Source organism: Ruegeria sp. CDSC079 (genome assembly GCF_059610505.1).
Genome location: NZ_JBXWNT010000012.1, coordinates 17,490 through 38,089, shown reverse-complemented (window position 1 = coordinate 38,089; position 20,600 = coordinate 17,490). Strand labels below are relative to the sequence as shown.

The 20,600-nt window shown below is 57.5% G+C and carries 21 protein-coding genes; 8 read left to right on the top strand and 13 right to left on the bottom strand.

Annotation, left to right across the window (positions count from 1 at the left end; genetic code table 11):
* Positions 1–78: 78 nt before the first annotated feature.
* Positions 79–1,095: a DUF418 domain-containing protein gene (locus AC2FIC_RS18955; protein ID WP_496692882.1), complete on the top strand. Its 1,017-nt coding sequence runs from the start codon at positions 79–81 to the stop codon at positions 1,093–1,095.
* A gap of 51 nt (positions 1,096–1,146) precedes the next feature.
* Entirely contained in the window at positions 1,147–1,776 is a 630-nt protein-coding gene (locus AC2FIC_RS18950) for a LysE family translocator (RefSeq protein ID WP_496692883.1), read from the top strand.
* A gap of 4 nt (positions 1,777–1,780) precedes the next feature.
* Here AC2FIC_RS18950 and AC2FIC_RS18945 read toward each other — a convergent pair whose 3' ends face one another.
* Positions 1,781–1,954: a hypothetical protein gene (locus AC2FIC_RS18945; protein WP_281995766.1), complete on the bottom strand. Its 174-nt coding sequence runs from the start codon at positions 1,952–1,954 to the stop codon at positions 1,781–1,783.
* 312 nt (positions 1,955–2,266) lie between these two features.
* Between AC2FIC_RS18945 and AC2FIC_RS18940 the strand changes: the two genes are divergently transcribed.
* On the top strand, positions 2,267–2,806 hold the full coding sequence (locus tag AC2FIC_RS18940) for an adenine phosphoribosyltransferase (RefSeq protein ID WP_142638010.1): 540 nt from the start codon (positions 2,267–2,269) through the stop codon (positions 2,804–2,806).
* A gap of 12 nt (positions 2,807–2,818) precedes the next feature.
* Here the strand turns inward: AC2FIC_RS18940 and AC2FIC_RS18935 are convergent, their stop codons facing one another.
* From AC2FIC_RS18935 to coxB, 12 genes are all read right to left on the bottom strand, one after another.
* The gene (locus AC2FIC_RS18935; RefSeq protein ID WP_496692884.1) at positions 2,819–4,234 is read right to left on the bottom strand and encodes an FAD-binding oxidoreductase; all 1,416 of its coding nucleotides are present in this window, start codon (positions 4,232–4,234) and stop codon (positions 2,819–2,821) included.
* A 38-nt stretch (positions 4,235–4,272) separates the two neighbouring features.
* Positions 4,273–5,091 (bottom strand): MBL fold metallo-hydrolase, encoded by an 819-nt coding sequence (locus AC2FIC_RS18930; RefSeq protein ID WP_496692885.1) that lies wholly within the window; start codon positions 5,089–5,091, stop codon positions 4,273–4,275.
* 75 nt (positions 5,092–5,166) lie between these two features.
* Positions 5,167–5,676 carry an imm11 family protein gene (locus tag AC2FIC_RS18925; RefSeq protein ID WP_496692886.1) on the bottom strand — a complete coding sequence of 170 codons (510 nt, stop codon included), beginning with the start codon at positions 5,674–5,676 and terminating at the stop codon, positions 5,167–5,169.
* A 121-nt stretch (positions 5,677–5,797) separates the two neighbouring features.
* The gene (locus AC2FIC_RS18920; RefSeq protein ID WP_271950493.1) at positions 5,798–6,382 is read right to left on the bottom strand and encodes a GNAT family N-acetyltransferase; all 585 of its coding nucleotides are present in this window, start codon (positions 6,380–6,382) and stop codon (positions 5,798–5,800) included.
* Entirely contained in the window at positions 6,382–7,644 is a 1,263-nt protein-coding gene (locus AC2FIC_RS18915) for a M16 family metallopeptidase (RefSeq protein ID WP_496692887.1), read from the bottom strand. Before AC2FIC_RS18915 ends, AC2FIC_RS18920 begins: the two co-directional genes overlap by 1 nt.
* A complete protein-coding gene (thrC, locus tag AC2FIC_RS18910) occupies positions 7,641–9,029 on the bottom strand; it encodes a threonine synthase (RefSeq protein ID WP_496692888.1) in 1,389 nt (462 codons plus the stop codon). Before thrC ends, AC2FIC_RS18915 begins: the two co-directional genes overlap by 4 nt.
* Entirely contained in the window at positions 9,026–9,703 is a 678-nt protein-coding gene (locus AC2FIC_RS18905; protein WP_496692889.1) for an SURF1 family protein, read from the bottom strand. The genes thrC and AC2FIC_RS18905 overlap by 4 nt, the downstream gene beginning before the upstream one ends.
* A gap of 155 nt (positions 9,704–9,858) precedes the next feature.
* Entirely contained in the window at positions 9,859–10,674 is an 816-nt protein-coding gene (locus AC2FIC_RS18900; RefSeq protein ID WP_496692890.1) for a cytochrome c oxidase subunit 3, read from the bottom strand.
* A gap of 22 nt (positions 10,675–10,696) precedes the next feature.
* A complete protein-coding gene (locus AC2FIC_RS18895) occupies positions 10,697–11,272 on the bottom strand; it encodes a cytochrome c oxidase assembly protein (protein ID WP_496692891.1) in 576 nt (191 codons plus the stop codon).
* Positions 11,272–11,433, bottom strand: a complete 162-nt coding sequence (locus AC2FIC_RS18890) for a cytochrome c oxidase system small membrane protein (protein ID WP_185956706.1) — start codon at positions 11,431–11,433, stop codon at positions 11,272–11,274. The genes AC2FIC_RS18895 and AC2FIC_RS18890 overlap by 1 nt, the downstream gene beginning before the upstream one ends.
* A complete protein-coding gene (gene cyoE, locus AC2FIC_RS18885; RefSeq protein WP_142637992.1) occupies positions 11,430–12,386 on the bottom strand; it encodes a heme o synthase in 957 nt (318 codons plus the stop codon). The genes AC2FIC_RS18890 and cyoE overlap by 4 nt, the downstream gene beginning before the upstream one ends.
* A gap of 87 nt (positions 12,387–12,473) precedes the next feature.
* The gene (gene coxB / locus AC2FIC_RS18880; protein WP_142637990.1) at positions 12,474–13,385 is read right to left on the bottom strand and encodes a cytochrome c oxidase subunit II; all 912 of its coding nucleotides are present in this window, start codon (positions 13,383–13,385) and stop codon (positions 12,474–12,476) included.
* 176 nt (positions 13,386–13,561) lie between these two features.
* On the opposite strand from coxB, the gene tldD reads away from it, so the two are divergent.
* The 5 genes from tldD to AC2FIC_RS18855 all read left to right on the top strand — a co-directional run bounded on the left by tldD (position 13,562) and on the right by AC2FIC_RS18855 (position 20,559).
* On the top strand, positions 13,562–14,983 hold the full coding sequence (gene tldD, locus AC2FIC_RS18875) for a metalloprotease TldD (protein ID WP_496692892.1): 1,422 nt from the start codon (positions 13,562–13,564) through the stop codon (positions 14,981–14,983).
* A gap of 239 nt (positions 14,984–15,222) precedes the next feature.
* Positions 15,223–16,353 (top strand): DNA-processing protein DprA, encoded by a 1,131-nt coding sequence (gene dprA, locus AC2FIC_RS18870; protein WP_271950505.1) that lies wholly within the window; start codon positions 15,223–15,225, stop codon positions 16,351–16,353.
* Positions 16,354–16,503: 150 nt separating this feature from the next.
* Positions 16,504–19,137 carry a type I DNA topoisomerase gene (gene topA / locus AC2FIC_RS18865; RefSeq protein ID WP_496692893.1) on the top strand — a complete coding sequence of 878 codons (2,634 nt, stop codon included), beginning with the start codon at positions 16,504–16,506 and terminating at the stop codon, positions 19,135–19,137.
* A gap of 91 nt (positions 19,138–19,228) precedes the next feature.
* Complete coding sequence (locus AC2FIC_RS18860) at positions 19,229–19,933, top strand: CoA transferase subunit A (protein WP_281973275.1); 705 nt, start codon at positions 19,229–19,231, stop codon at positions 19,931–19,933.
* Positions 19,933–20,559: a 3-oxoacid CoA-transferase subunit B gene (locus AC2FIC_RS18855; protein WP_142637980.1), complete on the top strand. Its 627-nt coding sequence runs from the start codon at positions 19,933–19,935 to the stop codon at positions 20,557–20,559. Before AC2FIC_RS18860 ends, AC2FIC_RS18855 begins: the two co-directional genes overlap by 1 nt.
* Positions 20,560–20,600: the final 41 nt, after the last annotated feature.

Below are 20,600 nucleotides of genomic sequence, written 5' to 3'. Positions count from 1 at the left end.
CGGTCGGCCGCATCAGTACTTAACCGAAAGGCAGCCTTTTAAGTTCGGTACGGGCGGCAGGGAACGAAGAGGATAGGAATGAAACGGCTCGAGGCCCTGGACGCCGCACGCTTTCTGGCATTTTGCGGCATGGTGCTGGTGAACTTTCGCATCGCGGCGCAGGTCAATCCGACAGATGACTGGGCATCGGCGCTTGTCGATGCACTGGAAGGTCGTGCTGCTGCATTGTTTGTCATTCTGGCCGGGATCGGTATTGGCCTGTCCAGCCCTTCTGCTGGAATTCTGTTACGACGGGCTGCATTTCTGTTCGTACTTGGCCTGATCAACATGACCATGTTTGAGGCCGATATCCTGCATTTCTATGCATTGTATTTTGTTGTCGGCGCGGCGTTTCTGTCCTCGTCCATCTTTGGTTTGTGGCTTGGCGCATGCAGTGTCGTTGTCCTGGCCGTTCTCGCCAATCTTATCTTTGACTATGATCAGGGATGGGACTGGGTTTCCCTGACCCATACCGACCTGTGGACGATACCGGGCTTTGTACGAAACTTGCTGTTCAATGGTTGGCACCCCGTTCTACCTTGGGCAGCGTTCTTGCTGATCGGTATGGCGATTGGGCGATCGCAACTACAGACGGTCTGTGTTCAGCACCGGTTGATCATGTGGGGATTTGGCGCAGCGGTTCTGGCCCTGTTTCCACAAAAGCTGGCAACCGATCCTGACCTGGTGGCCTATCTGGGCACTCAATCCATCCCTCCCGGGCCGTTTTACATTTTGGCCGGGGCTGGATCCGCCTGCGTGGTGATCGGCCTGTTGCTAAAGCTCTGGCCGCGGATTCAAGGGCTGGGCGCCGCGATGGCGCTGACTGCGCCCGGACGGCAAAGCCTGACGCTTTATATTGCGCATATCGTAATCGGGATGGGCATTCTGGAAGAGGCCGGCCTGCTGGACGGATCGCTCAGCGCGCCACAGATCGTTGGCTACGCCTTGGGTTTCTGCGTGCTGTCCTCAGGATTTGCGCTGCTATGGTTCCTGCGCTTCAGACGCGGACCACTTGAGGCGTTGATGCACCGCGTGACCCGGCCCTCAGGGGCTTGACCTTTGCTCGTCACCAAAGCTTGATACCCGCGTATCTTATTCGGAGATCACATGCCCTTTGACATCTGGCTGGCCTTTGTGGCCGCATCCACCGCTTTGCTGCTGATCCCCGGCCCCACTGTGCTGCTGGTGCTCAGCTATGCGCTGTCCAAAGGCCGCAGCGTTGCCGTAGCCTCGGCCACCGGGGTGGCGGTTGGCGATTTGGTGGCCATGACGGCCTCATTGCTGGGATTGGGAGCATTGGTTCTGGCCTCAGCTACGTTGTTTTCCGTATTGAAGTGGATCGGCGCGGCCTATCTGGTGTGGCTGGGTATCAAGTTACTCCGCAGCGCTCCTTCGGCGGGGCTGCAAGCGGTTGAACCCGGCGCAGATATCACTGCGCGAGGCGTCTTTGGTCACGCGGCCGCTGTAACCGCCCTGAACCCCAAATCGATTGCGTTCTTTATCGCCTTCGTGCCGCAATTCCTGCGCCCTACCGAACCTTTGGGCCCTCAATTCGCGATCCTGATAGGCACTTTCGTTGGGCTGGCCTGGTTGAACGCATTGGCCTATGCCCTTTTGGCAGATCGGCTGCGCCATATGATCGGCCGCGCAAGCACCATTCGCGCATTGACGCGTTTCGGGGGGCTGACCCTGATCGGTATGGGGATCGCCACATCAATCCTGCGTCGCCCGGCCTGAGGGCCTATTCTGCAGTGTGATCATTCATAAATCCGCGAATAAACCGCCTGATTTCTCGCGCCGCCGACGTGTCGAGTTCCCTGCACAGCTCTACAAAAGCATCGCGCTCGCCACGATCCAGCCGCAGAACCAGCTGGCTGTCCTTTTTGGCTGAAACCTTACGATCTGTCCCTGACATGCACTTTGTCTCCAAAAGACTTCAGAAGGAATGAAACGTATATACTAAGTATATAGAAAACATATGATGGGCAGCTAACAACCTTGCGGAATCTTTGCAAGTAGCCTGTGTTCAATTCAGGTAATTCTTTTTCGGAACCAACGCATTGGCTAAAAAAGACGACGTCTTGGGAAACCTATCTGGTTTTTTCGGTGAGATAGGCAATCGCACGTTCTAGGAAGATTGCAAGCCAGCACGTTCATTCTGTTCTTGCATGACCGTCCCCGATGGGCCAAACAACCCAGCGTGTTTTGACGCCAGAAGGGGTTGGTCATGTCAAGAAACAAGTCGGTCAAGGATTACATCCGAACCATCGTCGATTTTCCGCACGAAGGGATCATGTTTCGGGATGTCACCACCTTGTTTGCGGACCCGCGCGGGTTTCGCATGGCGATTGACCAGATGTTGCACCCCTATGCTGGCGAACAGATCGACAAGGTCGTGGGGCTTGAGGCGCGCGGTTTCATTTTGGGCGGCGCCATCGCACATCAGCTGAGCGTCGGTTTCGTCCCCATCCGCAAAAAGGGCAAGCTGCCCGGCACAACAATCAGCCAGGATTACACGCTGGAATATGGCGAGGCCATTGTCGAGATCCACGATGATGCCATTCAACCGGGTGAGAAAATTCTGGTCGTGGATGACCTGCTGGCCACCGGAGGCACCGCCGCCGCCGGGATCAAACTGATCGAACGGCTGGGCGGCGAGATCGTGTCATGTTCCTTCATCATTGACCTGCCAGAACTGGGCGGGCGCAAGGTTCTGGAAGAGATGGGCATGGATGTTCATGTCCTGTGCGAATTCGAAGGACTCTGATCGATCCCACAGTTACAGCCGCAGGACCGCGCCGGGGTTCATGATCCCTTTAGGGTCCAACGCCGATTTGATCGCCCGCATCGCGCTCAATTTGACCGGATCGCCATATCGCTCCAGATCTTCGGTCTTCAATCGCCCGATACCGTGCTCTGCGCTGACGGATCCCTGAAACTCATGCACAAGGTCATGAACGGCCCTTTTTACCTTCGCACTTTCGGCGTCATACTCTGACCGGGAATGCCCGTTTGGCGGAAACACATTGTAATGTAGGTTCCCGTCGCCCAGATGCCCGAAACAGTTCACCCGATACGGACCAAGCGCGGCCACAACATCTGCACCACGCCGGATAAATTCTGGGATGGCCGAGATCGGCACCGAGATATCGTGGCTTGAGACCGACCCGATCAGCCGGTTTGCATCCGGAATACGCTCGCGCACAGCCCACATGTCCTGCCGCTGCGCCTCGCTTTGTGCAATCACCGCATCGGTGACCAGCCCACGTGCCTCAGCGGCCTCGTACAGCACCTCAAACGCGGTTTCAGGTGATTGTCCCATCGACAAGCCAATCTCGATCAGTACAGACCATTCGGGCGGCTCGGCAAAAGCCTGCCGCGTCTCTGGCAGAACCTCACTCAGGAACAAAAGCCCCTGTTGGTGAATCAGTTCAAATGCGCTGACGCTGTCGCCCATGAGGTCCCGCGCCAGCGCCAGCAAATCAACCGCCGCTTCGGCAGAGGTGACCTGAACCATGGCCGTTCCAACCGCCTCAGGACGGGGAAACAGCTTGAGTGCCGCCGCAGTGATGATCCCTAGCGTCCCTTCGGCTCCGATCAAAAGATTGCGCAGATCATACCCGGTATTGTCCTTTCGCAACCGGCTGAGCCCATGCCAGATTTCGCCACTTGGTAGAACCGCCTCAAGGCCCAGACACAGGTCACGGGCGTTTCCATAGCGCAACACGTTAACCCCCCCTGCATTTGTCGACAGGTTCCCTCCGATCCTACATGACCCCTGTGAGGCAAGGGAGAGTGGAAATAACCGGTTCGCACCTTCGGCAGCCGCCTGCACATCTGCAAGGATCACACCACCTTCTGCAATCATCACATTCTCTGTCGGATAGACAGCCCGGATCGCTGTCATCCGCTCTAGCGAGATCAGCAAAGGCGCAGGCCCGTCCGACGTCACCTGACCGCCAACCACACCGGTGCCGCCCCCATATGGCACCACTGGGACCGATGCCTCGGCAGCCAATCGGATCAGAACCGCCACCTCCTCGACCGTTCTGGGCACCGCAAGCACCCCCGCCTGCCCGGAAATCCGACGGCGCGGCTCCTCGAGATATCGCGCGGTGACCGGTCGCAGCACTTCATCCGGCAAGGCGGCGCGAATTGATTGGGCGAATTGATCGTCTGCGGGATTCAGGGTCATGCCCATTCCTTGCCCAAGGCAACGGGTCCCGACAAGCCCTATTCCAACTCGATCAGGTATTGCGGCTCTAACACAACCACCGTTGGCCGGTCCGGAAGTGAGCGCAGGGATACGGTGATTTCCGACACGCCATCGCGTTCAACAGGGAAATCCCCCCTGATATCCGCCAGAAACCGATCCAGCGAATAGTCCGAAAACCAATGCATCGGAATGATGACCGAACTCTTCAACCGTTTCAGAACTGTAATCATTTCGGGCAGCGGCATGGTCGTCCCACCATCCACCGCTGCCATAACAACATCCAACCGTCCAAGGGCCGCAAATTGCGCGTCCGACGGAATGTGGTGCAGATGACCCAGATGCCCAATGCACAACCCGGCAACCTCAAACACAAAGATCGAATTGCCACGTTCTTCGACCCCGCCATAGACGGACCGGATATCGGTCGAGACATTGCGCACCAACATCTCTTCCAGATCCAGATGATGTTCGATCCCCTCCCCGAACACGCCCCACCCTTCCAGCACATGCGGAATGGCAGGATCGGGATGCGCGGTCCAATGCGTGCCATGGGCGTGGTTCATCGTCACCACATCGGGAATCAAACTGGCCCCGCCGATGAAGCCGGTGAAATCTGTCACGGCGTTCAACCCGCCCGGTGTCTGGATCAGAAAAGAAGCATGCGCGACATAGCTGATCCGGACGGAATACTCCGGCACCGGATCTTGCCACCCCGCTTTATGCAGGTATTCGATCCCTGGTGCCGCATCCGCAATGGCGATGCAATGGCTTGGCCGCCGCTCCTGTGCCACAGCCCCGCCCGAGATCACCAAAAATGCCAAAACCACCCAGCGCATGACGTGATTGTAGCGCAGAGCAACGTTGAGTCACGACTGCAAAGTTAAATTGAACTTTCCGCGGGTTGAAGTGCCTTAAACCACGATGCACTTACGCAGCTTGAACGGGCGTGAGACCTTCGCCGCACGCAACGCCTGTGCCAATGCGTCGCTCACAAAAAACGCGTCGCGCATTTGTGTGTCCATCCAGATGTCCGGCCCATCCAACGCAGACACGCTCACGGCGATGTCCTTGTCTTGCATTGCGCCGGGCGGCTGCCAGATATCATAATTTGGGTAAGGCTTTGTGATGCGCGGTGATTGATCAGTCAGCACTGCTGTCTTTTGCGCCCCAAAGTTCAGACAGAAGTACTCGCCCTCAACCGGTGTGGTGCGATCGTGTTGAAACAGTTTGACTGGATAGAGATTTCCGTCACCCAGATCGAACTCGCGCAAAACAGCGGCGCATGCTGCAGAAACCGTCCATAGCCCTCCAGCCATAAAGAAGTCCGGCTGCTTCTTTTCCTTTTTGTCTTTGTATTTCGCGTACACTTCTTTGGGGAAGCAATCTTCGGGCTGCGGTTCGCCAAGTCTGTTCCGCTTCATTGCTTCAACGGCTCGCTCCCTGTCGTTCAAGACAACGTCTGCCTCAAACCCTTTGATGCTAGAGGTGCTTACCATCGCACGGCTGATCCAAATCATTGGCTGTTTCGCCCGCGCCATGGTCCTACCCCGCTTCTGTCTTCCCGCGCCGGTCCGACCGCAGACAGGCATATAACACATGCGTTCGCCAGCGCCCGTCAATCTGCAGATAGGACTGCGCCACGCCTTCGTATTTAAAGCCCGAGCTTTCCAGCAATCCGCGCGAGGGTTTGTTTTCGGGCAGGCAGGCCGCCTCGATCCGGCTCAGGTCTAAACGCGTGAAGGCATGATGGACCACCGCGCCAATAGCCTCGCGCATATACCCGTTGCGGGCAAAAGCCTGACCGGTCCAATAGCCCAAGGTCCCAGCCTGTGCCGGGCCACGGCGCACATTGTCCAGGGTGATCGCACCAACCAGCAGGTCATCAGAGCGCCGGAACAGGAACAACGGAATCGCCGTCCCGCTCGCAACAGATCGCTGCGCCCAGTAGACCCGGTTGGTAAAGGACTTCCGACTCAGATGATCCGAAGCCCAGATCGGCTCCCACTGGGTCAGAAAATCTCTGGACGAGCGCCGCAGCGCTGCCCAGTCATTAAAGTCGGAGTGCACGGGCGGGCGCAAGCTGAGCCGCTCGGTTTCAAGTTTCAGCTTGCGTCTGCCCAGAAGCATCACGCCGCGCGCCTCTCCTGCAAGTCCGCAAGTGTGGGTGCACCTGATACCGGACCATACAGCGCCAGCGCCGCTGGCGCTTGTGCTGCTATCTGTTCAGCAAAGCTGCGGACATCTTCGGTGCTGACCGCGTCAATCTTGGCGACTGTATCCTCAAGCGACGGCACCCGTCCCCAGATCTGCACCAGACGCGCCAGTCGCTCGGCCCGGTTCGAGGGGCTTTCCAGCCCCATCAGCATTCCGGCCTTCATTTGCGCACGAGCACGGGCGACCTCTTCGGGGCTCATATCCTCGGCGGCACGTTTCATTTCGTCAATGGTGATCGTCGCCAACTCACCGATCTGATCCGCAGATGTGCCCGCGTAGATCGTGGTTGTCCCGGTGTCGGCATAGGCGCCGGCCTGGGCAAAGATCGTATAGCAAAGCCCGCGTGTTTCCCGAACTTCCTGAAACAAGCGCGAAGACATACCCCCGCCCAGCGCGGTCGAATAAATCTGCGCGGTATAGATCGCGTCGTCGCGATAGCCGGGGCTTTCCAGCGCCAAAGCGAAATGAGCTTGCTCCAGTTCTTTTTCCTGCCGCGCCTCACCACCGGTAAATCGAGCCACTTCAGGGATCAAACCCTTGCGTGGTTGCAGGTGACCAAACATCACTTCGGCCGTTTTCATCAGTGCATCATGATCAACCGCACCAGCAGCGGATAGGATCATCTGTTCAGGGCCATAATGCTCGGCCACGAAACCCGACAGATCCTCGCGCGAGAATGCGCTGACGCGTTCAGTGGGGCCAAGTATGGTCCGGCCCAAGGGCTGGTCGTGATAGCTTTGCTCTTGCAGCCAGTCAAAGATTACATCGTCGGGCGTGTCATAGGCCTGACCGATTTCCTGTAGGATCACACCGCGTTCGACCTCAATCTCGCGCGGATCGAAGATCGGGTTCAGGACGATGTCACCGATGACATCCATCGCCAGCGCCACATCGTCTTTTAGAACGCGCGCGTAATAGGCCGTCACCTCGCGCGAAGTATAGGCGTTGATATACCCGCCCACATCCTCGATCGCTTCGGCAATTTGCAGCGCGGATCGCCGTTTGGTTCCCTTGAACGCCATATGCTCAAGGAAATGGGCTATGCCATTCTGTTCGATCCGCTCATTGCGCGCACCGGCGGTTACCCAGATGCCTATGGCCGCAGATTGCAGCCCCGGCATATGTTCACTGACGATACGGAAGCCGTTCTTCAGTTGGTCTTGTCTGACAGTCACTCGGCGATATGCCCTTTGATATGATCCTCAAGGGCGCCCAGATCATTGGCGATGCGGGTCACCCGTTCCGGACGTTCATACAGATCAGACATGCGAGAGGGAAGAGGCGGATGTACGCCACTCGCCTTCTCGACCGCAGCCGGGAACTTGGCCGGGTGTGCGGTCGCCAAAGTGATCATCGGGACGTTCGCGTCGCGGTGCTCCTCGGCAACTTTGATACCCACGGCAGTATGGGGGCAGACCAGTTCGGTGCTGTGGGCCAGCGTGGCTGTGATCGTCGCCAGTGTTTCCTCTTCGGACACGCGGCCCGAGTCGAAGCTTTCGCGCAACGCTTCCATCGCGCCTTGGCTGACATTGAAGCCGCCCGTCTTCAGCTCGTCCATCAGCTGAGCCACAGAATTGCCATCCTCGTCATAGGCATAATACAGCGCCCGTTCAAAGTTCGAGCTGACCTGAATATCCATCGACGGGCTGATCGAGGGGATCGTATCGCCCTTGAAATACCCCTCGCCCGACAAGCAGCGGTGCAGGATATCATTCTGGTTGGTCGCCACTACCAACCGGTCAATCGGCAAGCCCATGCGTTTGGCCAAGTAGCCCGCAAAAATGTCGCCGAAATTGCCTGTCGGCACGGTAAAGCTGACCTTGCGATGCGGTGCGCCAAGGCTGACGGCGGCCGAGAAGTAATAGACGATCTGTGCCAGCACGCGGGCAAAGTTGATCGAGTTCACCCCCGCCAGTTTCACACCGTCACGGAAGTCGAAATCGTTGAACATATCCTTCAGCGCGGCCTGACAGTCGTCAAAGTCCCCGTCGACGGCCAGAGCATGCACATTGCTGTCCGCAGGTGTGGTCATCTGACAACGCTGCACCTCAGATACACGGCCATGCGGATACAGGATAAACACGTCTACCGCATCCAGCCCCCGGAACGCCTCAATCGCGGCCGAACCGGTATCACCGCTGGTCGCGCCCACGATAGTCACCCGATCCCCGCGACGCTTCAGCGCTACCTGGAACAACTGACCGATTAGCTGCATGGCGAAGTCTTTGAAGGCCAGTGTCGGGCCGTGAAACAACTCCAGCAGGAAGTGGTTCTCGTTCAACTGCTTCAACGGTGCGCGGGCGTCATGGCCGAACCCTTTATAGGCGCGGGCAATGATCTGTTTAAACTCATCTTCCCCAAATGATCCGCTGACATAGGGCCACATCACGCGAAAGGCGATGTCCTCATAAGACAGTCCTGCCAACGCGGCGATTTCATCGTGGCTCAAGACCGGGATTTCAGCGGGCAGATACAGGCCGCCGTCGCGGGCCAGCCCGGTCAGCATCGCCTCTTCAAAACTCAGTTCGGGCGCCTGCCCACGGGTTGAGACATATTTCATTGCGCTTCACTTTCTGATGGGGCGCGGCCGCGCCACAGGAAATAACCAGTCATCGCAGCCCAGACCAAAGCCAGGCCAAACCATGTGATTGCGTATCCCAGATGATCATTCGGGATGCCCGCAGTGTCCACTGGCAGAGGGGTCACATTCGGATCGGTTTGGGACCGTGCGATCAGCAGAACCGGGTCGGTTCCCAGAGCTGCGGCAAGAGCGGGAACATCGCGGGCAAACCAGATATTGGCATCCACATCTGGCTCGGGCGTATAGCTGTCGATCTCATCCGGCCAGTGCAGATTGCCCGTCAGTTCGATCTGCCCGGTTTGTCTTTCAACCTGTTTGGCAGTGGTTGGGATAAAACCGCGATCGACCAGAATAGTCCGGTCGCCAGTATCGAAAGCTTGGATAACTCGATAGCCAGCGCCTACTTGTTTCACCGAAACCAGAACATGGATTTCACCCGGCTGCATCTCACCCTGGACGAAAACCGGTAAGTACTTGTCCCGTGTCTCGGAAGGCTGCTGCGGCAGGGAAACAGGTTCGGCGGAGATCCGGTCGTTAATCTCGGCCAACACGTCTTGTTTCCACCCAAGCCGCTGTACCTGCCAGACGCCCAGCGACACAAGTACGCCCAGACCGGCGAGCCCGAAGATCAGCAGGAAAGTTATGCGGCGCATGGCGGGGTCAAACCTTGTTGCAGAAACCGGCGTCTTGTTAAGGGCGGTGTGAACTGAATTGCAACCACCCATTTGTATCGGGTGCAATCTTGCACCCTGATAGAGAAAAAGCCGCCCTTGGGGGCGGCTTTTGCAATTTTGTTACCGGTCCGGCGTCAGATCAAAGGGGCTTGTCCCCAGATATAGACTGCGAAGAACAGGAACAGCCAGACAACGTCAACAAAGTGCCAGTACCAGGCCGCGGCCTCGAAACCGACGTGCTTTTCCGGCGTGAAATCACCCTTCACTGCCCGGATCAAACAAACCGACAAGAAGATGGTGCCGATAATCACGTGGAAGCCGTGAAAGCCGGTTGCCATGAAAAAGTTCGAATAGAACTGATCACCACCGAATTTCCAGCCCTCATGAGCCAGCAATTCGTAGTACTCAAAGCCCTGCAGAGCGGTAAAGGCGATGCCCAAAACGATACCAATAGCGAGGCCGTTGATCAGCGCCTTGCGGTCATTGTCATGCACCAGCGCGTGGTGTGCCCAGGTGATGGCACAGCCCGAAAGCAGCAAGACCAGCGTGTTGATCAGCGGCAAGTGGAACGGGTCAACCGCGTGGATATCCGGCTGGATGTACTCGGTGCCCGCATAGTCGTACATCGGGTACATACGGTGTTTGAAGAACGACCAGAACCAGGCGAAGAAGAACATCACCTCGGACATCACGAACAGGATGAACCCATAGCGCAGGCCAATGCGCACGACCGGCGTGTGATCGCCTACACGGCTTTCGGCCACCACTTCGGACCACCAGGCGAACATGGTGTAAAGAACCGCGACAAGACCGGCCCAGAACATGTAGGAGGTGACGCCGTGCATCCAGAGGACGGCTCCGAACAACATCACAAAGCCGCCCGCAGCGCCGATCAGTGGCCAGATCGAAGGGGTCAGAATGTGGTAATCATGATTTTTTGCGTGTGCCATCAGCGTCCCTCACCTACAGGCGTTAGTTCTTGTTTGTATCAGCCTGAACATCAAGGGCGGCATAGCCCTCGGGCAGGTCAATTTCGTAGAATGTATACGACAGAGTGATCGTATGCACATATTTGGCTTCCAGATCCTCGACCATTTCGGGATCGACGAAAAAGCTCACCGGCATCTGAACCCGTTCTCCGGGTTGCAACACCTGTTCTTCAAAACAGAAACAGGCGATCTTCTGGAAATACCCACCGGCCGAATAAGGCGCAACGTTGTAAGACGCCTGACCGGCAATCGGGCGGTCCGTGGGGTTATATGCCTCATAGAAGGCCAGGCCCGTTTCACCGATGCGGATTTCCATCTGGCGCTCGACCGGCTTAAATTCCCAGGCCATGTCTTTCGCCTTTGAGGCGTCAAAGCGAACGGTAACAGTGCGCTCAAGGATGTCCTCTGGCGCGGCTTCAGCCACTCCGGTTGTGCCGCCATACCCGGTGACCCGGCAAAACCAGTCGTAAAACGGCACCGAAGCCCAGGCGAGGCTGCCCATCAGGACAACAACGCCGACGGTTTGCACGACGGTTTTTTGCGGCCCATTGAGCGCCATCAGTTCTGCACCTCTTGCATGGCCCTGTTAAAATCGGTCCCTGAGACTTTGACGATCGTCAGCCCAAAGATCAGCACGATGAATGCAGCAAGCGTCAGGCCAACGCCCAGATTTCGGCTGAACCGACGTTGATGCAACTCATGGCTTTTGCGCAGGCTCATGCCCAGCCTCCCAGCCCGTAAGGCTTCAGCAGTGCTTCGGCAAGGATCGCGCCGAAATGCAGGAAAAGATACAGCAGCGAGAGCTTGAAAAAGCCACGCTCAACTTTGAAGTTATCAGCCTCGGAGTCATCCTCGGTCCGACGCGATATTGCCCATGCTCCGCGCAGGAACAACGCGTTCAGTACAATAGCGACAGTCAGATAGATCGGACCGCCGATTGCCGAAAAGCCGGTTCCAATCGCAAGCACTGCCAGCAGAACGGTGTAGACCAGAATATGCCAGCGCGTCGCCCGCCGACCATGGGTTACCGTCAACATCGGCACACCCGCATCGTCGTAATCCGACCGCATAAACAGGGCCAGCGCCCAGAAATGCGGCGGCGTCCACATGAAGGTGAGGGCAAACATCAGCCAAGGTTCGACGGACATGGATCCGGTTGCAGCGACCCAGCCGATGACCGGCGGGAAAGCCCCAGCTGCGCCGCCAATCACGATGTTCTGTGGCGTCGAGCGCTTGAGCCACATCGTGTAGACAACGACATAGAAGAAGATGGTGAAGCCCAGAAAGGCTCCGGCGAACCAGTTGGTTGCAAGACCCAACATGATCACCGACAAGCCGGACAGTGCCAGGCCCAAGGCCATCGCTTCGCCCTCTTGTACCTTGCCCGACGGTATGGGGCGACCTTTGGTGCGCTTCATAACGCGGTCGATATCTGCATCCCACCACATGTTCAGCGCGCCGGATGCGCCACCTCCGATGGCAATGAACAATATCGCGCAGAACCCAACGAACGGATGTACCGGTACCGGCGCTGCCAGCAGACCAACAAGCGCCGTGAATACAACCAGCGACATCACGCGCGGCTTCAGCAGGGCGAAGTAATCGCCAAAGCTGGCCTCATTCGCATACGCTTGGGCGGTCGTTTGGCTTGCATTGATGCTTGCGTCGCTCATCTCGGGTCCTTTGGGGGCGAAGGCTGTGCGATCTCTCGCACAGCCTGCATCTTGTAGCAGGTGGGACGCATCCCGCCCTTACTGAAATCAGTTCGAAGCGACCTGATAGTTCTGCGGCAGGCCCGCATACTCGTCGATCGCACCTTTCAGCCACGCGTCATACGCCTCTTGGCTGACAACTTTGACAGTGATCGGCATATAGGCATGGTCTTTGCCGCACAGTTCCGAACACTGGCCGAAATAGATGCCTTCCTTTTCGGCCTCAAACCACAGCTCAGCCAGGCGTCCGGGTACACCGTCCTGCTTCACACCGAAGGACGGAATTGTCCAGGAATGGATCACGTCGGACGCAGTAACTTGCATCACGATGACCTTGCCAACCGGGACAACTACCGCTGTGTCGGTGGCCAGCAGCCACTCATCGTCGCTATACCCTGCGTCTGCCAGCTTGGCCCGCATCGCGTCATCCAGGACAAACGCCGTCACGTCTGCATCGGCGGGGCGGGTACCTTCGTCCAACGTGGCCGGATGGCCAAGCAGATAGCTATCGAATGCAAAATCGTGATCGACATACTCATATGTCCAATACCACTGGTTGCCGACAACCTTGATAACGACATCACCTTCGGGAATCTCCTGCTGCTTGAACAGAACCGGCAGAGAGAAAGCACCGATGAATACTAGAATCAGAATCGGACCCAACGTCCAGACGATCTCGACCGGAGTATAGTGCGAGAATCGCGCCGGGGTCGGGTTGACGCGTTGGTTATAACGCATGATGCAGTAAACCAGCAGGCCCGCAACGAATATGCAGATCGCGGTAATAATCACCAGAATCATATTATCCAGGCGATGAATCCCCTCGGCAAGGCTTGTGGCTGCGGGCTGGAATCCTATGCCGCCGTCAACCGGCTGACCGATAATCTCAAGCTCCTGAGCCATGGCGGGAAGGCTGGAGAGGGCTGTCATAAGCCCCGAAAGCTTCAAAGCGTTCTTCATTTTCTGTCCTGATCGTTTGATCTTTGCGTCCCTGGCGAAAAGGTGTGAATCGGCCACACCTCACCCGTTGTCTTTGGCCGCGTTAAAAACCATATTCCTGCGGGTAGATAAAGCAAAATGCTTGCGTCAAACAGACGCTATTTTTGATCTGGATCAAACTCGAAAGGTCCCAAGAGATGCCCAACGACCCGTTTCGCCCGTTTGAAAGCGCTCTTCCACATGACGAGGCGCTTGCGGTACTGCAATCCGCCACCGCCGGGGCCGAGGACGGAGAACTGTACGTTGAACGCCGGAAATCCGAGTCTCTGGTCTTTGATGACGGGCGCTTGCGGACCGCTTCTTATGACGCGTCCGAAGGTTTCGGCCTGCGCGCCGTAAAGGGCGAAGTGGCAGGCTATGCGCATTCAACGGACGTCTCGATTCCTGCCCTGAAACGGGCCGCCGAGACCGCGCGGCTGGCGGTCGGTGATGGTGGCGGAACGCTAGCTGATGCCCCCCGGGCCACCAACAAGCGCCTCTATACAGACGAAGACCCGATCGAATCTGCCAGTTTTCCCGTCAAGATCGAAACATTGCGCGAGATTGACGCCTTTGCCCGTGATCTTGATCCGCGTGTAGTACAGGTCAGTGCTACTATTGCTGCTGCGGTGCAGGAGGTTGAGATTCTTCGCCCTGACGGCATTCTGGTCCGCGATGTCCGCCCCATGACCCGGTTGAATATCTCGGTCATCGTGGAACAGAACGGCCGTCGTGAGAGCGGCTCGACCGGTGGAGGTGGCCGGATCGGCCTGGACGGGCTGATCGACCCAACCGACTGGCAGGATAAAGCCCGCGAGGCCCTTCGCATCGCCATGGTCAACCTCGAGGCTGTTCCCGCCCCTGCGGGCGTGATGGAGGTCGCACTGGGCCCTGGCTGGCCTGGCATCTTGCTGCACGAAGCAATTGGCCACGGCCTTGAAGGGGATTTCAACCGCAAGGGCAGTTCCGCCTTTGCCGGGCTGATGGGTCAACAGATCGCCTCCAAAGGCGTCACGGTCGTTGATGACGGCACAATCGCCGACCGGCGCGGATCAATCAGCGTCGATGATGAGGGCACACCCAGTTCGCGCACGGTGCTGATCGAAGACGGCATCCTGACCGGATATATGCAGGATCGCCAGAACGCCCGTCTGATGGGTGTTGCGCCAACCGGGAATGGGCGGCGTCAAAGCTATGCCCATAAACCAATGCCACGGATGACAAATACAATCATGCTGGGTGGCGATGCCGATCCCGCCGCTTTGGTAGCCGATATAAAGGATGGCATCTGGGCCGTAGGCTTTGGCGGCGGTCAGGTGGATATCACCAACGGCAAATTTGTGTTTTCCTGTACCGAGGCATACCGGGTTGAAAACGGCAAAATCGGCGCGCCGGTCAAAGGGGCAACATTGATTGGCGATGGCCCCTCTGCCCTCAAACGCGTTCGCGGGTTGGGCAACGACATGGCCTTGGATCCGGGAATGGGCACGTGTGGCAAGGATGGCCAATGGGTGCCCGTGGGCGTCGGTCAACCTACGGTCCTGATGGATGGGCTGACGATTGGAGGATCGGCGGCCTAAGTAGAATCGGTCACTGCTTCCAAAGCGCAGGGTTAACGCCCCGCTTTGGATATGCATTGATACTTTGCGGAGAGGCGTTTTCCGACTTCCGACTCGGCTGTATTTTTTGCCGTTGTTTTTCAACAACCTACGCAACTGAGACAACCGAGACTCGAAATATATCCGGAAAATTTGACGGGATTCACACGCTGTTAACCCTGGCAGCCGTAAACCAGTTCTGCAATCAGACGGAGCAACGGATGACCGAAGAGCAGCTTTCTTCCAATCACCCCACACTCCCACCCACCACGGAAGAGGATCGGTTTTCCTGGCTTCGTCTGTTGCGTTCTCGCAAAGTGGGCCCGGCGACGTTTCGGCGGCTGCTTCGCGAACATGGCTCGGCGCAGAATGCGCTGGCCGCGCTGCCGGAAATGGCACGCGCTGCCGGAATAGAAGGGTATGAAATCTGCCCGCCCGGCGTGATTGAGGCGGAACTCAAGGCCGCAAAAGCTGCCAATGCGCGGCTTTTGTGCCTAGGGTCCGCCGATTTCCCATCCGCTTTACATGATCTGAATGATGCTCCGCCAATGTTGTGGGCAATCGGTGACACCTCTCTTTTACAGCGCCCCTCGGTCGCTATGGTCGGTGCCCGCAACTGCTCATCTCTGGGCGCGCGAATGGCGCGCGGATTGGCGACCGATCTGGGAAAACAGGGTTATGTGATCGTTTCTGGCCTGGCCCGCGGGATTGATACCGCGGCGCACCTAGCCACGGTTGAAACAGGCACCATCGCCGTTATGGCGGGGGGGGTCGACGTGGTTTACCCTGCTGAAAATACCGATCTTGCCGCTGAAATCGCAGGTTCCGGGCTGCGCGTCTCGGAGCAACCCATGGGCGTCACGCCACAGGCGCGCCATTTCCCGCGTCGCAACCGGATCATCTCGGGCCTGGCAAAGGCCGTTATTGTGGTCGAAGCCGCCGCCAAATCCGGCAGCCTGATTACAGCGCGCGACGCCTTGGACCAGGGGCGCGATGTTCTGGCTGTGCCCGGACACCCGTTTGACGCGCGTGCGGCTGGCTGCAACCTGCTGATCCGCGACGGTGCTACTTTGATAAGGTCTGCAGAAGATGTGATCGAAGCGCTACCGCAGCAAGCGAACCTATTCGAACCCCAGCAAATGCTCCAAAAGAATTTACCCCGCACACCATGCTCAACCAATGACCTGGAACGCCTAATTCTGACCCGGCTCGGCCCCTCTCCTATCGCCGAAGACCAGTTGATCCGCGATGTTGAGGCAACGGCGGGTGAAATTGCCCCGGTTTTGGTCGATCTGGAACTGGACGGACGTATTCAACGCCAACCCGGGGGTCTTCTGTCATTGACCGCCTGAGTGTTGGATATCCAATCTTACACATGTATCCCATTGTAATCGCGTATAAATCCTTGCCTTCAAAGGAACGCATTGACAATTCGCTCTTGCCCTACACATCTTGCACACTCATAGAAGGCGCCAATTCCGTCGAGCGAGGTTTCCCCTTAAATGCCTGTAGTTGTTGTAGAATCCCCTGCCAAGGCCAAAACAATCAATAAATATCTTGGCCCGGACTACACGGTTCTGGCGTCTTACGGCCATGTTCGAGATCTGCCGCCCAAAGATGGCTCGGTCGATACCGAGGATGAGTTTGCGATGAAATGGGAGGTCGGGAACGACAGCCGCAAACATGTCAAAGCCATCGCCGACGCGCTGAAAGAAGACAACGCCCTGATCCTCGCCACCGACCCCGATCGTGAGGGGGAGGCGATCAGTTGGCACCTGCAAGAAGCGCTGACCAAGCGCCGCTCGATCAAGAAAGATACGCCGGTCAGCCGAGTGACCTTCAACGCCATCACCAAAGATGCGGTGACCGAGGCGATGCAGAACCCACGTCAAGTCGACATGCCGCTGGTCGAGGCCTATCTGGCCCGCCGTGCATTGGACTATCTCGTGGGCTTCAACCTGTCGCCCGTTCTATGGCGCAAGCTGCCCGGCGCGAAATCCGCTGGTCGCGTGCAATCGGTCTGCCTGCGCCTGATCGTCGAGCGCGAGATGGAGATCGAGGCGTTCAAGCCGGTTGAATACTGGTCGGTGCGTGCCCTGTTCGAAACGCCGCGCGGTCAGACCTATGAGGCGCGCCTGGTCACTCTGGCCGGTAAAAAGCTGGACAAGCACGATCTGTCCAACTCAACCCAGGCCGAACTGGCGGTGCAGGCGATCACCAGCCGCGCGCTCAGTGTCACTTCGGTCGAGGCGAAACCCGCCGCTCGAAATCCCAGCGCACCCTTCATGACCTCGACCCTGCAGCAAGAGGCCAGCCGCAAGTTCGGCATGGGTGCGCGTCACGCGATGCAAGTGGCACAGCGCTTGTATGAGGCCGGCTACATTACCTATATGCGAACCGATGGCATCGACATGGCCCCCGAGGCCGTGGCGGCTACGCGCGAGACCATCGCCGACCGCTATGGCGCGGAATATGTGCCGGACAGCCCTCGCATCTATAAGAACAAGGCAAAGAACGCGCAGGAAGCCCACGAATGCATCCGGCCTACGGATATGACCCGCGATGCCAAAGCGCTGAAGGTAACGGACGACGATCAGCGCAAGCTCTATGACCTGATCTGGAAACGCACCATTGCCTGCCAGATGGCCGCTGCCCGGCTGGAACGCACAACTGTCGAAATCGGAAGCGAAGATGGGCAGGTTGGCCTGCGCGCGACCGGTCAGGTGGTGATGTTTGACGGGTTCATGCGTGTCTATGAAGAAGGCCGCGATGATGTCGCCGATGAGGATGACAAACGCCTGCCCCAGATCATGCAGGGCGACCCTGCACGGTTCTCTAAAACCACGTTGCGGGATCAGTTCACCAAAGCGACAAGCGATGGCACGGACCGGGCCGCGAAAGAGGCCATTCTGTCAGACAATGAATCAGTTCTGGCACTGCAACATCACACTCAACCGCCGCCGCGCTATACCGAGGCGACGTTGGTCAAGCGGATGGAAGAGTTGGGGATCGGGCGACCGTCGACCTATGCCTCGATTGTCACAACGATTCAGGACCGGGAATATGTACGCAAGGACAAGAACCGGCTGATCCCCGAAGAAAAGGGGCGGATCGTCACGATTTTTCTGCTGAACTTCTTCCGTCAGTATGTCGGTTATGAATTCACCGCCAATCTGGAAGAACAGCTGGACGATGTGAGTGCAGGTGATCGGGACTATAAGGATCTGTTGGGCAAATTCTGGCGCGACTTCTCGGCCGCGATTGGCGAGACATCGGAACTGCGCATTTCCGAAGTGCTGGACAAACTGGACGAAGCACTGGCACCGCAGCTCTATCCGCCACGCGAGGATGGATCTGACCCGCGTGTCTGTCCGAAATGCGGCGCAGGCCAGTTGCACCTGAAAACTTCACGCACTGGCGGGTTCGTCGGCTGCGGCAACTATCCCGAATGCACCTATACCCGTCCTATCGCCGGTGAAGGTGCCGAGGGTGAAGAGCGCCTGCTGGGTGAAGATTCGGGTGATGATATCTGGCTGAAGACCGGCCGGTTCGGACCTTATGTTCAACGTGGAGAGCCAACGCCCGAGAACAAGAAACCTCCGCGCGCCTCGCTGCCACGTGGCTGGAGCAAGGATGATATGGATCTGGACAAGGCGCTGACATTGCTATCCCTGCCCCGCCAGATTGGTGAGCACCCCGAGGGCGGTATGATCAGCTCGAATTTCGGGCGGTTCGGACCATATCTGATGCACCAGCTGGCGGACGAGGCCAAACCGGTTTACGCAAACCTCAAAGACCCCAATGACGTGTTCGAGATCGGCATGAACCGCGCGGTCGAATTGCTTGCTGAAAAGCGCTCCAATCCGGGGCGCGGACGCCGGGCTGCGGCCAAAGCGCTGAAAGAACTGGGGGAACATCCCGATGGTGGCGCCATGCAGGTTCTGGATGGGCGCTATGGTCCATATGTGAAGTGGGAAAAGGTCAACGCGACCATTCCCAAAGACATCAAACCCGAGGACGTAACGCAGGAAATGGCCATCGAACTGGTCAATGAGCGCGCGGCCCTGAAAGGGACCAAGAAAAAGGCGGCGCCCAAGAAAAAAGCCGCCAAGAAGACAACCAAGAAGGCCGGTTAGGTAGAAATACCACCCTTCGCCCGGTTTCATTGACTTCCCCGTGACGTGACGGCACAACCTGCCCAACACCATCTCATTGGGGGAGTTTTCCATGAAGAAAATCTATGCCAATGCCAACGAAGCGCTCGATGGCGTGCTTTCGGATGGCATGTTGATCGCCGCTGGCGGGTTTGGCCTGTGCGGGATTCCCGAGCTGCTGCTTGAGGCAATCAAGACCTCGGGTGCCAAAGACCTGACCTTTGCCTCGAACAATGCGGGCGTGGACGATTTCGGTATCGGTATCCTGCTGCAAACGAAGCAGGTCAAAAAGATGATCAGTTCATATGTGGGCGAAAACGCCGAATTCATGCGTCAGTACCTCAGCGGTGAGCTTGAACTGGAATTCAACCCTCAAGGCACCCTGGCCGAACGGATGCGCGCAGGTGGTGCCGGGATCCCGGGTTTCTACACAAAAACGGGCGTAGGCACTGTTATTGCCGATGGGAAAGAACACAAAGACTTCAACGACGAGACCTATATTCTCGAAGAAGGTATTTTTGCAGATCTGGCGATTATCAAGGCGTGGAAAGCCGACGACACCGGCAATCTGGTGTTCCGCAAGACCGCCCGAAACTTCAACGTGCCCGCCGCCACTTGCGGCAAGATCTGTGTGGTCGAAGTTGAAGAGATCGTGCCCCGTGGCTCTCTGGACCCTGACATGATCCACCTACCTGGAATTTACGTGCATCGCATCATTCAGGGCAATCACGAAAAGCGCATCGAACAGCGCACCACCCGCAAGAAGGAGGACGCATAATGCCCTGGGACCGCAATCAGATGGCCGCCCGCGCAGCGCAAGAGCTCGAAGACGGCATGTATGTAAACCTCGGCATCGGTATCCCGACGCTGGTGGCAAATTATGTTGGCGACAAGGATATCACCCTGCAATCCGAAAACGGAATGCTTGGTATGGGTCCCTTTCCTTTCGAGGGCGACGAAGACCCGGACCTGATCAACGCAGGCAAGCAGACGATCACCGAACTTTCTCGGACTGCTTATTTCGACAGCGCTACGTCTTTCGCCATGATCCGGGGCGGCAAAATCGCCGCGGCAATCCTGGGTGCCATGGAAGTGGATGAAAAAGGCGATCTGGCCAACTGGATGATTCCCGGCAAGCTGGTCAAAGGCATGGGCGGCGCGATGGATTTGGTTGCAGGCGTCGGACGTGTGATCGTGGTTATGGATCACACCAACAAACACGGTGAATCGAAAGTGCTGAAAGAGTGCACCCTGCCGCTGACCGGCAAGGGTGTTGTGGATCGCATCATCACCAATTTTGGAGTTCTGGATGTGGTCGATGGCGGCCTGAAGATCGTAGAGCTCGCAGATGGTGTCAGCGAAGATGAGATGCGCGCCGCGACACAGGCGACGATTGTCGACTGATCAATTCACCTAATGGCAAGGCCCACTTCAGTGTGGGCCTT

Bases quoted from the DNA above. Each gene is read 5' to 3' on its own strand.
- AC2FIC_RS18955 (WP_496692882.1), top strand. From the start codon at position 79: ATGAAACGGCTCGAGGCCCTGGACGCCGCACGCTTTCTGGCATTTTGC.
- AC2FIC_RS18950 (WP_496692883.1), top strand. From the start codon at position 1,147: ATGCCCTTTGACATCTGGCTGGCCTTTGTGGCCGCATCCACCGCTTTG.
- AC2FIC_RS18945 (WP_281995766.1), bottom strand. From the start codon at position 1,954: ATGTCAGGGACAGATCGTAAGGTTTCAGCCAAAAAGGACAGCCAGCTG.
- AC2FIC_RS18940 (WP_142638010.1), top strand. From the start codon at position 2,267: ATGTCAAGAAACAAGTCGGTCAAGGATTACATCCGAACCATCGTCGAT.
- AC2FIC_RS18935 (WP_496692884.1), bottom strand. From the start codon at position 4,234: ATGACCCTGAATCCCGCAGACGATCAATTCGCCCAATCAATTCGCGCC.
- AC2FIC_RS18930 (WP_496692885.1), bottom strand. From the start codon at position 5,091: ATGCGCTGGGTGGTTTTGGCATTTTTGGTGATCTCGGGCGGGGCTGTG.
- AC2FIC_RS18925 (WP_496692886.1), bottom strand. From the start codon at position 5,676: ATGAAGCGGAACAGACTTGGCGAACCGCAGCCCGAAGATTGCTTCCCC.
- AC2FIC_RS18920 (WP_271950493.1), bottom strand. From the start codon at position 6,382: ATGCTTCTGGGCAGACGCAAGCTGAAACTTGAAACCGAGCGGCTCAGC.
- thrC (WP_496692888.1), bottom strand. From the start codon at position 9,029: ATGAAATATGTCTCAACCCGTGGGCAGGCGCCCGAACTGAGTTTTGAA.
- AC2FIC_RS18905 (WP_496692889.1), bottom strand. From the start codon at position 9,703: ATGCGCCGCATAACTTTCCTGCTGATCTTCGGGCTCGCCGGTCTGGGC.
- AC2FIC_RS18900 (WP_496692890.1), bottom strand. From the start codon at position 10,674: ATGGCACACGCAAAAAATCATGATTACCACATTCTGACCCCTTCGATC.
- AC2FIC_RS18895 (WP_496692891.1), bottom strand. From the start codon at position 11,272: ATGGCGCTCAATGGGCCGCAAAAAACCGTCGTGCAAACCGTCGGCGTT.
- AC2FIC_RS18890 (WP_185956706.1), bottom strand. From the start codon at position 11,433: ATGAGCCTGCGCAAAAGCCATGAGTTGCATCAACGTCGGTTCAGCCGA.
- cyoE (WP_142637992.1), bottom strand. From the start codon at position 12,386: ATGAGCGACGCAAGCATCAATGCAAGCCAAACGACCGCCCAAGCGTAT.
- coxB (WP_142637990.1), bottom strand. From the start codon at position 13,385: ATGAAGAACGCTTTGAAGCTTTCGGGGCTTATGACAGCCCTCTCCAGC.
- tldD (WP_496692892.1), top strand. From the start codon at position 13,562: ATGCCCAACGACCCGTTTCGCCCGTTTGAAAGCGCTCTTCCACATGAC.
- dprA (WP_271950505.1), top strand. From the start codon at position 15,223: ATGACCGAAGAGCAGCTTTCTTCCAATCACCCCACACTCCCACCCACC.
- topA (WP_496692893.1), top strand. From the start codon at position 16,504: ATGCCTGTAGTTGTTGTAGAATCCCCTGCCAAGGCCAAAACAATCAAT.
- AC2FIC_RS18860 (WP_281973275.1), top strand. From the start codon at position 19,229: ATGAAGAAAATCTATGCCAATGCCAACGAAGCGCTCGATGGCGTGCTT.
- AC2FIC_RS18855 (WP_142637980.1), top strand. From the start codon at position 19,933: ATGCCCTGGGACCGCAATCAGATGGCCGCCCGCGCAGCGCAAGAGCTC.